Annotated in this window: 12 protein-coding genes; all 12 read left to right on the forward strand. The window is 61.7% G+C overall.

Annotation, left to right across the window (positions count from 1 at the left end; translation table 11 throughout):
* The first annotated feature begins 39 nt into the window (after positions 1–39).
* The 12 genes from ACFWYE_RS23680 to ACFWYE_RS23735 all read left to right on the forward strand — a co-directional run bounded on the left by ACFWYE_RS23680 (position 40) and on the right by ACFWYE_RS23735 (position 12,822).
* A complete protein-coding gene (locus ACFWYE_RS23680; protein WP_379114716.1) occupies positions 40–990 on the forward strand; it encodes an alpha/beta fold hydrolase in 951 nt (316 codons plus the stop codon).
* Positions 991–1,081: 91 nt separating this feature from the next.
* Complete coding sequence (gene rpiA / locus ACFWYE_RS23685; RefSeq protein WP_379114717.1) at positions 1,082–1,780, forward strand: ribose-5-phosphate isomerase RpiA; 699 nt, start codon at positions 1,082–1,084, stop codon at positions 1,778–1,780.
* A 19-nt stretch (positions 1,781–1,799) separates the two neighbouring features.
* Positions 1,800–2,411: a DUF2059 domain-containing protein gene (locus ACFWYE_RS23690; RefSeq protein WP_379114718.1), complete on the forward strand. Its 612-nt coding sequence runs from the start codon at positions 1,800–1,802 to the stop codon at positions 2,409–2,411.
* A 112-nt stretch (positions 2,412–2,523) separates the two neighbouring features.
* Positions 2,524–3,915: a glutathione-disulfide reductase gene (gene gor, locus ACFWYE_RS23695; protein WP_379114719.1), complete on the forward strand. Its 1,392-nt coding sequence runs from the start codon at positions 2,524–2,526 to the stop codon at positions 3,913–3,915.
* Between the two features lie 182 nt (positions 3,916–4,097).
* Positions 4,098–5,231 carry a transporter substrate-binding protein gene (locus ACFWYE_RS23700; protein ID WP_379114720.1) on the forward strand — a complete coding sequence of 378 codons (1,134 nt, stop codon included), beginning with the start codon at positions 4,098–4,100 and terminating at the stop codon, positions 5,229–5,231.
* Positions 5,228–5,833: an ANTAR domain-containing response regulator gene (locus tag ACFWYE_RS23705; RefSeq protein WP_379114721.1), complete on the forward strand. Its 606-nt coding sequence runs from the start codon at positions 5,228–5,230 to the stop codon at positions 5,831–5,833. Before ACFWYE_RS23700 ends, ACFWYE_RS23705 begins: the two co-directional genes overlap by 4 nt.
* Entirely contained in the window at positions 5,811–6,719 is a 909-nt protein-coding gene (locus tag ACFWYE_RS23710) for an ABC transporter permease (protein ID WP_379114722.1), read from the forward strand. The genes ACFWYE_RS23705 and ACFWYE_RS23710 overlap by 23 nt, the downstream gene beginning before the upstream one ends.
* Positions 6,716–7,636 carry an ABC transporter permease gene (locus ACFWYE_RS23715; RefSeq protein ID WP_379071515.1) on the forward strand — a complete coding sequence of 307 codons (921 nt, stop codon included), beginning with the start codon at positions 6,716–6,718 and terminating at the stop codon, positions 7,634–7,636. Before ACFWYE_RS23710 ends, ACFWYE_RS23715 begins: the two co-directional genes overlap by 4 nt.
* A gap of 33 nt (positions 7,637–7,669) precedes the next feature.
* Entirely contained in the window at positions 7,670–9,313 is a 1,644-nt protein-coding gene (locus ACFWYE_RS23720) for an ABC transporter substrate-binding protein (protein WP_379114723.1), read from the forward strand.
* A complete protein-coding gene (locus ACFWYE_RS23725; RefSeq protein WP_379114724.1) occupies positions 9,303–10,247 on the forward strand; it encodes an acetamidase/formamidase family protein in 945 nt (314 codons plus the stop codon). The genes ACFWYE_RS23720 and ACFWYE_RS23725 overlap by 11 nt, the downstream gene beginning before the upstream one ends.
* Before the next feature lie 47 nt (positions 10,248–10,294).
* Complete coding sequence (locus ACFWYE_RS23730) at positions 10,295–12,064, forward strand: dipeptide ABC transporter ATP-binding protein (protein ID WP_379114770.1); 1,770 nt, start codon at positions 10,295–10,297, stop codon at positions 12,062–12,064.
* Positions 12,065–12,141: 77 nt separating this feature from the next.
* Complete coding sequence (locus tag ACFWYE_RS23735) at positions 12,142–12,822, forward strand: phosphoglycolate phosphatase (RefSeq protein ID WP_379114725.1); 681 nt, start codon at positions 12,142–12,144, stop codon at positions 12,820–12,822.
* The last annotated feature ends 42 nt before the right edge of the window (positions 12,823–12,864 follow it).

The following is a 12,864-nucleotide window of genomic DNA, read 5'->3' on the forward strand; positions in this document are numbered from 1 at the left end:
AATGGTAGACTCTGCTTTCGATCATGGGAGGCAGGATCTATGACATCTCCCCAGGCGCAGTCTATCCGGCCCGCCTCCCTTCAAAGGGATAAAGAGGCAACCGCTCAGGAAGTACATCGCCGCGATATCCGCTTTGACGCGGATGATGGCTTTCCTCTCACCGGCACATTGTTCGAAGGCGACGGACAGCAACCGCTCGTGCTGATCTCTTCGGCAACCGCAGTGCCACGCGGTTTCTATGCGGCCTTTGCGACTGCAGCCGTGAAGGCCGGCGCGCGTGGCGTGCTCATTTATGACTATCGCGGCACAGGCGATTCAATGCCCTCCAAAGGTTGGTCGAAACGCATCGGCATGGCGGATTGGGGACTGCGTGACATGCCGGCAGCGGCCAAGGCGCTCGATGCCGTTGCGCCAGGACATCCCATGGTCGGTGTCGGGCAGTCCTATGGCGGCCAGGCGCTGGGTTTGAGCGGCATTTCGAACCGCTTCACCCGCTACGGCATGATCGCGGTCATGTCAGGCTATCACCGCGGCCTCGACGACAAATGGGCCGGACCGCGCATGTTCCTGCTTGGCGTGCCGCTCTCCTATCTCTTTAGCAACATGCCGAAATGGATGCGCCTTGGCGAACCGATCCCTGCGACGGTTTTCCGTGACTGGGCACGCTGGTGCTCGATGCCGGACTATTTCTTCGACGATCCCGGACTGAGGGAAACAACACGTTTCGCAGAGGTGCGCACACCGATCCTGTCTCTGCGCATGAGTGACGATCCATGGGGAACCGAACGCGCCGTCGTATCGCTGATGAAACACTATGACCATGCGCCAATCGAAAGGCGCTGGATTTCGCCGGAGGACGCTGGCGGCCCGATCGGTCATCTCGGCTTTTTCCGCTCACGCTTCGCAACCACCTTGTGGCCGCCATTTCTGTCCTGGTTGCTCAACGGTGTGGCCTTCACCGCCGGCAGTCCGCCGCCACAAATGACATAGAAGCTGGCCAGCTCATCCGCATACCCTTTGACCGTGCGGACAAAAATGCTAGGAGCCCCGCAACGAAGGCGCGGGGAAGCGAATTCCAACCATGGATGCCAGGCAACTAAAGATCGAATCCGCGCGGGCAGCCCTCGCCCATGTCACGGATGGCATGAGGCTCGGCATCGGCACCGGTTCTACGGCAGAGGAATTCGTTCGGCTACTCGCTGAAAAGGTCGCCACCGGTCTCTCCGTCGTCGGCGTGCCGACCTCGGAGCGCACGGCTGCACTGTGTGCCGAGCTTGGCGTGCCGCTGACGACTCTCGAGGAGACCCCTGAACTCGACCTCACCATCGATGGCGCCGACGAAATCGATCCGGAGCTTACACTGGTCAAAGGTGGCGGAGGTGCGCTGCTGCGCGAAAAGATCGTGGCTGCGGCTTCGCAACGCATGATCGTGATCGCCGACCGCTCGAAACTCGTAGATATGCTCGGCCGTTTCCCATTGCCCATCGAGGTCAACCGGTTCGGCCTGCGCGCGACCGAGATCGCCGTTGCCTCTGCGGCACGCGAACTCGGCCTTTCCGGGCCGATCACATTGAGGATGACGGCGGGCCAGCCTTTTGTTACAGACGGCGGTCATTTCATCCTCGATGCATCTTTTGGCCGCATTCCGAATACAAGAGCGCTATCGAATGCCCTCCATGCCATTCCCGGTGTGGTCGAGCACGGTCTTTTCATCGGGCTGGCGTCCGCGGCGGTGGTTGCAGGTGCCAATGGCATCGAAACTGTCCACGCACCCCGATAAACAAGGGAGTTTTCCGATCATGATGTTGAATAACCGCGTCCGTCGTCTTTCCGTGATGCTGGCGACTGCTGCTGTCGTTGCCTTTGCCGCGCCTTCCTTCGCTCAGGAAATCTCCGAATCGCACCTCAAGGCAGCCCGCGCGGCAGTCTCGGCAATCCATGCGACCGACGCATTCGACAACATCCTCCCGCAGGCGGCCGCGGCACTCGAAGCCCAGCTGATCCAGAAGAATCCCGACCTGCAGGAGCTGATCAGCCAGACGATCAATGCCAAGGCGCTTGCGCTGGCTTCGCGCCGCTCCGACCTTGAGAAGGAAGCAGCGACCGCCTACGCCAAGGTGTTCTCCGAACAGGACCTCACCAACATCGCCACCTTCTACCAGTCCGAGACCGGCAAGAAACTGCTCGACAGCGGCCCGATCGTGACCCGTGAACTCGTGAAGGCCGCCGAGATCTGGCAGAACGGCGTCGCTCGGGACCTCGCCCAGCAGGTCGGCGAAGCACTGCAGTCCGCCGCCGGCGCCAAGGCTCCTGCTCCGACCGACGGCGCCGCTCCGGCAGAAGGCGCAGCCCCTGCCGATGGAGCGGCTCCAGCCGAGGGTGCGGCACCTGCGGACGGAAGCGCCAACTGATCGCTGCATCTCAGCGCGACTGGATCAAGAAGCCCGGCAATTGCCGGGCTTTTCTTTTGACGATTACACGCCTACCTCTCACCTGCGTTGTACAAAGGAACAGGATTTCACGATGAGCGCTTACGACTACGACCTTTTCGTTATCGGCGGCGGCTCGGGCGGCGTGCGCGCGGCACGCGTATCCGCAGCACTCGGCAAGAGGGTCGGCGTCGCCGAGGAGTATCGGTTCGGTGGCACCTGCGTGATCCGCGGCTGCGTACCGAAGAAGCTTTTCGTCTACGCCTCACAGTTTCCGGAGCATTTCGAGGACGCCGCTGGCTATGGCTGGACCGTGCCGCAGGCAAGTTTCGACTGGCCGACATTGATCGCCAACAAGGACCGTGAGATCGCCCGACTCGAGGGACTTTACGCAAAGGGCGTGCAAGGCGCCGGCGGGGAGACTTTTCAGACCCGCGCCACGCTCGTCGATCGCCACACCATCCGCCTGGAGGCGGAAAATCGGACGGTCACCGCCGACCAGATCCTGATCGCCACCGGCGGCCGCCCGGCTGCGCACCCCGCGCTGCCGGGCCATGAACATTGCATCACCTCCAACGAGGCTTTTCACCTGGCTGAACTGCCGAAGGCGATCGCCATCGAAGGCGGTGGCTACATCGCCGTCGAATTCGCCAACATCTTCCATGGCCTCGGCGTGGAAACGACGCTGATCTATCGCGGCACCGAAATCCTCAGCCGCTTCGATATGGACCTGCGCCATGCTCTGCACGAAACCATGGAAAAGAAAGGTATCCGCATCCTCTGCCGCACGGTTTCGGAAGAAGTGAAGCGTCGCCCGGATGGCCGGCTCGACGTCCGGGTGACAGGAGGTGACATACTTACCGTCGATCAGATGATGCTTGCCATCGGGCGCCAGCCCAACACCGAAAGTCTCGGCCTGGCGTCCGCCGGCGTGGAACTGTCGCCGGCAGGCGCCGTCATCGTTGACCAGTATTCCCGCACCAATGTCGACAACATCTGGGCCGTGGGCGATGTAACCAACCGCGTCCAGCTGACGCCGGTGGCCATCCATGAGGCAATGTGTTTCGTGGAGACCGCGTTCAAGAACAAGCCGACTTCGCCCGATCACGACACCATTGCCACTACCGTGTTCTCGCAGCCGGAAATCGGCACTGTCGGCCTTTCGGAAGATGATGCCGCCAAGCGTTTCGCGGAACTTGAAATCTATCGCGCTTCCTTCCGGCCGATGCGCCACACCCTTTCGGGACGCGACGAGAAGATGCTGATGAAGCTGGTGGTGGATGCGGCAAGCCGCAAGGTGCTTGGCGCGCACATCCTCGGACCCGATGCGGGAGAAATGGCCCAGCTTCTGGGCATTCCGATCAAGGCAGGCCTGACCAAGGATGATTTCGACCGCACCATGGCTGTGCATCCGACAGCCGCAGAAGAGCTTGTCACGATGTACAAACCAACATACCGCGTCAAAAACGGCGAACGGATCGACTAGCGCCCCGCTATCGATTCGTTTCCGATGCGGCAGAAAACCAGGCTCCTGCTCTTGACTGCGGAGCAGCACCGGATAGTTTAAGGACAAAATACCGGCCTTGTTAGCCGGACGGCAAGCGTGCCTCGTATGCCTCGCCTGACGGCGATGGCTGCGGGGCATTTTCGTTTTGGGGGACATTGCTGGTGAAACGCCGCGTCGAGATCGGCATCCTGTATTCCCGTTCCGGGAATTACCGCCTCGTCTCGGAGTCTTGTCATCGCGGTGCCATGCAGGCCATCGCAGCAATCAATGCCGATCCCTTTTCGCCGATCGAATTCATTCCGATCGAGCGCGATCCGCAAGGCAATGCCGACCGCTATGCGACGCTGGCCGAGGACATCCTGCGCAACTCAAGAGCCCGCCACATCATCGGCGGCGTCACGTCCTGGAGTCGCAAGGAAATCATTCCGGCACTCGAGAAAGCCGGCGGCATGCTCTGGTATGCCTGCCCGTATGAGGGGTTCGAGGCCAACGAGCATGTGGTCTACATGCATGCATGTCCCAACCAGCATCTGGTGCCGCTGCTTGGGCACGTCATTCCCATTTACGGCGCCAATGGCTTCCTGACCGGCTCCAACTACATCTGGGGCTGGGAAACCAATCGCGTCGCCCGCGACCTGATTGCCGACGCCGGAGGCCGTGTGCTCGGCGAACGCTATCTGCCGCTTGGAGAGACCGATGTCTCACGGCTGATCGAAGAGATCCGCGCGACCCGCCCGAACTTCATCCTCAACAACCTGATCGGCCCCTCTTCCTACGCTTTCTTCCAGGCCTATGCGGAACTGGCCCGGCAGGACGATCACTTTACGCCACAGCAATGCCCGATCATCTCCTGCAATCTGACCGAATGTGAACTGCCGGCCATCGGCGCCGCCGGCAATGGCCACCTTTCCGCCGGACCGTATTTCCACGACGCTTCCCTCAAGGAGATATGGCTGGTTGGCCAACCCGAGAGCGGTGAGCCGCGTCCCTCATCCTTCCAGGCTTCGGCCTTCGCTTCCGTAAAAGTTCTGGCTTCCATTCTCGCTGCCGGCAGCGACGCCAGCCCGAGCGAACTGTCTGCTGCCTTCGCAAGCAGCAGCTTCAACACGCCGTTCGGGGCGATCAGCATCGATCCGCAAACTCAGCACGCGACACTGCCCGTCGAGATCGGCCGCATCGCGGGTGACGGTTTTGAAAAAGTAAGCGTTACCAAAGCGATCGAGCCAGACCCTTATCTTTCGCGCTATGATCGGACCAAGGTGTTCGGCCGTCGCAAGCTGAAGGTGGTGTCATGAAGCGCGCCGCCCGCATCCCGATCCTCGGCGGCGCGAAGGCCTTTGTGCTGCACCGCCAGCATGCCAACCTCACCGCCATCATGCGCCAGCTTTCCGCGATCGGCCTTTCGGCGACCGACTGCTGGCCGGAGCTGCCGCCGGAGGCACTTGGGGCAGACTTCGTCTTCTTCGACGTGGATCTCGGTTTCAACGAACAATTTCCCTGGACACCGGGCGAGGCGCCGATGCCGATCATCGCATTGATCGGCTCGGAAGCACCCGGTCGTATCGAGTGGGCGCTGTCCCACAATGCCGATGCCCAGCTGCTGAAACCGGTCGGCAATTCCGGCGTCTATTCCGCGCTGTTGATCGCCCGCCAGAGCTTCGCCGCGCGTCGGCAACTGGCCGACGAGATTGCAACGCTGCAGGCGCGCGTCGCCGAACGCCAGACCATCGTGCGTGCGGTGACCGCCCTGACCGGCCAAGGTATCGATGACGAGCGCGCCTATGCGCAATTGCGCTCGCTGGCCATGAGCTGGCAGGTGAATCTCGAGGAAGCTGCCCGCCGGGTTGTCGCCATGAGCGAAAAGGAGGGCGGCATTGACCAATCCCATAGCGCCTGACGCGCCTATCGCACCGCGCCTGCCGGCAAAACGCCGGCCCGGTGTGTTCGGCCGCCTTCTGACACGTCCCCTCGCCGTCATCGGGCTTGTCATCATCGCCATCACGGTTGTCGGCGCGATTTTTGCGCCGTGGCTGACGGCCTATGATCCCAACGAACAATTGTTCGACGGGCTGACGCTCGAAGGCGCGCCGCTGCCACCCAATGCCGCGTTCTGGCTCGGCACGGATCTGCTTGGACGCGATCTTCTGACCCGGATCCTCTATGGCGCGCGCACGTCACTCGTCATTGGCGTCGTCGCCAACGGAACCGCCCTGCTCATCGGAACTTTGGTCGGCGTCACCGCCGGCTATTTCCGCGGCTGGATCGGCGGTGCATTGATGCGGTTTACCGATCTTATGATGGCTTTCCCTGCACTCCTGCTCGCCATCTGCCTGGCGGCCGTCTTCCAGCCAAGTCTATGGATCGTCGCCATGGTCATCGCGCTGGTGAACTGGGTACAGACTGCCCGCGTCGTGTTCACGGAGACCAGTTCGCTGGCCGAGCGCGAGTTCATCGATGCCGAGCGCACCATCGGCGCCGGCACGCCGCGCATCCTGTTCCGCCATATCCTGCCGCATCTTCTCCCCACCATCATCGTGTGGGGAACGCTCGGCATCTCGACCACGGTGCTGCTGGAAGCCACCCTGTCCTATCTTGGTATCGGCGTGCAGCCTCCGACAGCCTCCTGGGGCAACATCATCTTCGAAAACCAAACCTATTTCCAGGCAGCTCCCTGGCTGGTCTTCTTTCCTGGTGCCGCCATCCTGGCTCTCGCGCTTGCCTTCAACCTGGTCGGCGATGCGCTGCGTGACATTCTCGACCCGACGCAAAGGGGACGGGCATGATCGCCTATCTTACCCGCCGCCTGATCCAGGCAGCGCTGATCCTGCTCGGTGTCTCGATCATCACCTTCGCCCTGCTCTATCTGCTGCCAGCCGATCCGGTGCGCCAGATCGCCGGCCGCAGCGCGACGCCGCAGACAGTCGAGAGCATTCGCCAGCAACTCGGTCTCGATCAACCCTTTGTCGTGCAGTACTGGCGCTATCTCACCAATCTGCTTTCAGGTGACCTCGGCCGCTCCTACATCCAGCGATCCGAAGTCAGCGAACTGATCGTTTCGCGCCTGCCGGCAAGCCTCGTCCTGATGGTGGGTGCGATCCTGTGCGAACTGGCGATCGGCCTGACCATGGGACTGATCGCAGCCACAAAACGCGGCAGTGCCACGGACCAGACCCTCATGGTCGGCTCCTTCATCGGTGTCTCGGCGCCGCAATTCGTTGTCGGGCTGCTGCTGCTCTATGTCTTCGCCGTCCAGCTCGGCTGGTTCCCCATCGGCGGCTACGGCACGTGGCGGCATGCGGTTCTGCCATCGCTGACGCTCGGCATCCTCGGCGCCGGCTGGTATTCGCGCATGATGCGCTCGTCGATGATCGACGTGCTGCGTCAGGATTATATCCGCACCGCCCGCGCGAAGGGGCTGGCGCGTGGTGCCATCCTGTTTCGCCATGCCCTTCCCAACGCCATCCTGCCCGTCGTTGCCATGATCGGCATCGATATCGGCCTGTTCATGAGCGGCATCGTGGTGGTGGAAAGCGTGTTCGGCTGGCCGGGCATCGGACAGCTCGCCTGGCAGGCGATCCAGCGTGTCGACATTCCAATCATCATGGGTGTGACGCTGGTATCGGCCTGCGCCATCGTGCTCGGCAACCTGCTCGCCGATATCGTCGCTCCGTTCATCGATCCGCGCATCAAGCTGCGCTGACCATTCAACCAAAACAAGAGAAGGGAACAGAACATGAAGAAGTATCTTGCCTCAACCGTAGCAGCCTCGGCGCTGGCGCTGATGCTTGGGCTGGCGCCCGCATCTGCTGAAGAGAAGCTCGATCCGAATGCCAAGCAGGGCGGCTCCATCACCATCACCTACAAGGACGATGTCGCGACCCTCGACCCCGCAATCGGCTACGACTGGCAGAACTGGTCGATGATCAAGAGCCTGTTCGACGGACTGATGGATTATGAACCCGGCACGACCAACCTGCGCCCGGAGCTCGCCGAAAGCTATGAGATCTCTCCTGACGGCACGACGTTCACATTCAAGCTGCGCAAGGGCGTGAAATTCCACAATGGCCGCGAAATGACGGCCGACGACGTCAAATATTCGCTTGATCGCGTGACCAATCCGAAGACCCAGAGCCCCGGCGCCGGATTCTTCGCTTCCATCAAAGGGTACGAGGACGTCGCTGGAGGCAAGGCGCAAAGCCTTGCCGGTGTCACGGTTGTCGATCCTGCAACCGTCAAGATCGAGCTGTCGCGGCCCGACGCCACCTTCCTGCACGTAATGGCGATCAATTTCAGCCACGTCGTGCCGAAGGAAGAGGTCGAGAAATATGGCGCTGACTTCGGCAAGCATCCGGTCGGCACCGGCGCATACAAGCTCGCCGAGTGGACGCTCGGTCAGCGTCTGGTGTTCGAGCGTAATGGCGACTACTGGCACAAGGGCCTGCCCTATCTCGACAAGATCACCTTCGAGATCGGCCAGGAGCCGATCGTTGCACTGCTGCGCCTGCAGAAGGGCGAAGTCGATGTGCCGGGTGACGGCATCCCGCCGGCCAAATTCCAAGAAGTGATGGCCGATCCAGCGCAAAAGGCGCGTGTTGTCGAGGGTGGTCAACTCCAGACCGGCTACGTCACCATGAACACCACCATGGCGCCGTTCGACAATGTGAAGGTCCGCCAGGCCGTCAACATGGCCATCAACAAGGAACGCATCGTCAAGATCATCAACAACCGCGCCGTACCGGCCAACCAGCCATTGCCGCCATCGATGCCCGGTTACGACAAGAATTTTGCCGGCTATAAATACGATGTCGATAAAGCGAAAGCGCTGCTCGGCGAGGCTGGTCATCCCGACGGTTTCGAGACGCAGCTGTTCGTCATGAACACCGACCCCAACCCGCGCATCGCACAGGCTATCCAGCAGGATCTGGCGGCAATAGGCATCAAGGCCTCGATCCAGTCGCTGGCACAGGCCAATGTGATCGCAGCCGGCGGCGACAAGGCCGGCGCGCCGATGATCTGGTCGGGCGGCATGGCGTGGATCGCCGACTTCCCGGATCCTTCCAATTTCTACGGCCCTATCCTCGGTTGCGGTGGCGCGGTCCAGGGTGGCTGGAACTGGGCCTGGTACTGCAACAAGGATCTCGACACCAAAGCCGCGAAGGCGGATTCCATCGTCGATCCGGCCAAGGCGGACGAACGCTACAAGCTGTGGGGCGAGATCTACGCCAAGGTCATGGAAGACGCGCCGTGGGCTCCCGTGTTCAACGAGCAGCGTTTCACCATGCGTTCGCCGCGCATGGCAGGCGACGACAAGCTCTATGTCGACCCGGTCCATATCCCGATCAACTACGACTATGTGTATGTGAACGATGTGCAATAACTGCAACTACACGATCCACGGGCGTCATCATCATTTCGGCTGGGACAACTCCTTCGTCCCGGCCGAGCGGGTGAAACCCGGCTCGACCATCGAGTTCAACTGCCTGGATTCGTCCGGCGGCCAGTTGCAGCCCGACAGCACGGTCGCGGACATCGCCAGGCTCGACTTCGGCAAGATCAATCCGGTCACCGGGCCGATCTATGTCGAGGGCGCTGAGCCCGGCGACGCATTGAAGATCACCGTCGAACAGTTCAAACCGTCCGGCTTCGGCTGGACGGCCAATATTCCGGGCTTCGGCCTGCTCGCCGACGACTTCAAGGAACCGGCGCTGGCCATCTGGAAGTATGATGCCAGTTCGCTGGAACCGGCGCTGTTCGGCAAGCATGGCCGTGTACCACTCAAGCCCTTCGCCGGCACCATAGGCAATACGCCGGCGGAAAAAGGACTGCATTCGGTGGTGCCACCGCGCCGCGTCGGCGGCAATCTCGACATCCGCGACCTTGCCGCCGGCACCACGCTTTACCTCCCCGTAGAAGTGGCCGGTGCCTTGTTCTCGGTAGGAGACACCCACGCAGCCCAGGGCGACGGCGAAGTCTGCGGTACCGCGATCGAGAGCCCGATGGATGTCGTGCTCACGCTCGACCTGGTCAAGAATGCCCGGCTGAAGACGCCTCGCTTCACCACACCCGGTCCCGTGACACGCCATCTCGACGCCAAGGGGTACGAGGTGACGACCGGCATCGGACCCGACCTGATGACGGGCGCCAGGGAAGCCGTTGCCCAGATGGTCGACCTGCTCGCTGCCCGCTATCAGATGGATCCGGTCGATGCTTACATGCTGGTTTCAGTCTGCGGCGATCTCCGCATCAGCGAGATCGTCGACATGCCGAACTGGGTGGTGTCGTTCTACTTCCCGCGTTGCGTGTTCGAATGACCGCAGCAGGCGACGCAAACTCAGGCGCGGCGATCGCCGCGCCTGATATGGGCAGCAAGCCGGTGCTTGCCGTCTCCGGCCTCACGGTTTCCGTGCGCGGGGACGAAGGGGAGCGAGCGGTGGTATCCGACCTCTCCTTCACGCTCTCTCGCGGCGAAACGCTGTGTATTGCTGGTGAGTCCGGCTCGGGCAAGTCGATGACTTCGCTGGCGGTGATGGGCCTGCTGCCGCAGCCGCAAGCGCGCATTTCGGCCGGCTCGATCCATCTCGACGAACTCGATCTCACGGTTTTGAGCGAAAAACGCATGCAGACCATTCGCGGCAATCGTGTCGCGATGATCTTCCAGGAGCCGATGACATCGCTGAATCCGGTGCTTTCGATCGGACGTCAGCTTATCGAGGCTATCGAAGCCCACACCAGCCTGAGCGGCAGCGCAGCACGCGCGCGCGCCATCGAAGCGTTGAAGGCCGTCCGTATTCCGGAAGCCGAGAGCCGCCTGAAACAGTTTCCGCATGAGCTTTCCGGCGGCATGCGCCAGCGTGTCATGATCGCCATGGCGCTGGCCTTGAAGCCAGACGTGCTGATCGCCGACGAACCGACCACGGCTCTCGACGTCACCGTGCAGGGCGAAGTGCTGGAGTTGCTGCGTGACCTGCAGCGCGAGCAAGGCACTGCCGTCATCCTGATCACCCATGACATGGGCGTCGTTGCCGAAATGGCGGATCGGGTGATTATCATGCGCAACGGCCGCATGGTCGAACAGGGAACCATCGTCGATATCTTCGAGCGTCCGCAGGTCGACTACACGCGCGAACTGCTTGCCGCGGTACCCAAGATGGGTTCCGGGCGCGCGGCAACACCGGCTAGAATCGAAGAACAGACCAAGCCGGTCGCCGTCGCCGAGGTCCGCGACCTTCATGTGCGATTCGATCTGCACGGCGGTTTCTTCGGGCGTGTCACGCGCCGCGTTCACGCCGTCGAAGGCGTCAATTTTTCGATAGCGTCGAACGAAACGCTATCGTTGGTCGGTGAATCGGGCTGCGGCAAGTCCACCACCGCGAAAGCACTGGCTGGCCTGCTTCCTTACAGCGGCGACATCGCCGTTGGCGGGCGCAACCTTGCTGGCCTTGGGCGCGACGAACGCAAGGCGGTACGGCGCGACATCCAGATGATCTTCCAGGACCCGTACGCGTCACTCGATCCGCGCATGCGTGTCGGCGACCTGGTCGCGGAGCCCTTGCTCATCCACGGCATCGGCACTCCGAAGGAACGGATCGACCGCGTCGCGGCATTGTTCGAGCGCGTAGGCCTCACCGCCGACCAGATGGAGCGGTACCCGCATGAATTCTCAGGTGGCCAGCGCCAGCGCATCTGCATCGCGCGCGCATTGGCGCTGAGGCCCAAGCTTATCATCGCCGACGAAAGTGTTTCCGCGCTCGACGTCTCGGTGCAGGCGCGCGTGCTGAGGCTGCTCAAGGAATTGCAGAGCGAGTTCGGCGTCGCCTATCTCTTCATCTCACACGATATGGCGGTGGTCGAAAACATCTCCGACAAGGTGGCCGTGATGTATCTCGGCCAGATCGTAGAGATGGGGACGCGCGACCAGATTTTTTCAAATCCGCGCCATCCTTACACGAGGCGGCTGATCGAGGCGGTTCCGGTACCGGATCCAGCCCGTCGGCGAACGCGGTTCGCCAGACTGGACAGCGAGATCGCAAGCCCGGTTCGCCGCGTGGGGGACCCGCCGGAGAAACTGATGCTGACGGATGTCGGTGACGGCCACATGGTCGCAGCCCACATCGCCTCAGCACACTGAGCCATAGCCGTCGCGCTGCTTGTATCGGAGCGAGCGAACAGCTATCGCCTTGCTTCGCTGCAATCACGGACTGGATCATGACGCGCCCCATTATCGTTTTCGACCTTGACGGAACGCTTGTCGACACCGCGCCAGATCTGCTCGACAGCTTGAACCACAGCCTGGTCGACGGCGCGTTGGAAAGTGTCGACTATATCGGTTTCAAGCGCTTTGTCGGCCAGGGTGGGCGCGTCATGATCGAACGCGCCTATGCGGCGCAACGCAAGGCGTTGACGGTCGAGGAGCTTGACCGCCTGCTTGGCTTGTTCATGACCCACTACACGCAGAACATACCCGGTAAGTCGCTGCCCTACCCGGGCGTTGTGGACGCAATAGGCCGGCTGGAGGAAGCGGGTTATGTGCTCGCTGTCTGCACCAACAAATATGAAGCAAACTCAAAGGCCCTGATCCAAGCGCTCGGCTTGAACAAGCACTTCGCGGCGATCGCCGGCCAAGATACCTTCGCTTTCCGCAAACCGGACCCACGCCACCTTCTCGAAACGATCGCCCTGGCCGGCGGTGATCCGGAACGCGCTGTCATGGTCGGCGATTCGCAGACCGACATCGATACAGCCAAGGCCGCAGGCATTCCTGTGGTGGCGGTGGATTTTGGCTACACTGATCGCCATGTCAGTGAATTCGAGCCATCCGTGGTCATCTCACACTTCGACGAACTGACCCCTGCCCTTGTCGAAAAACTGATCGTGGCGGCACGCTGAAAAATCTTTTGCCGTATCCGCACTTTCCGACCATGGAAGCGT

Source organism: Mesorhizobium sp. NPDC059025 (assembly GCF_042739655.1).
GTDB lineage: Bacteria > Pseudomonadota > Alphaproteobacteria > Rhizobiales > Rhizobiaceae > Mesorhizobium.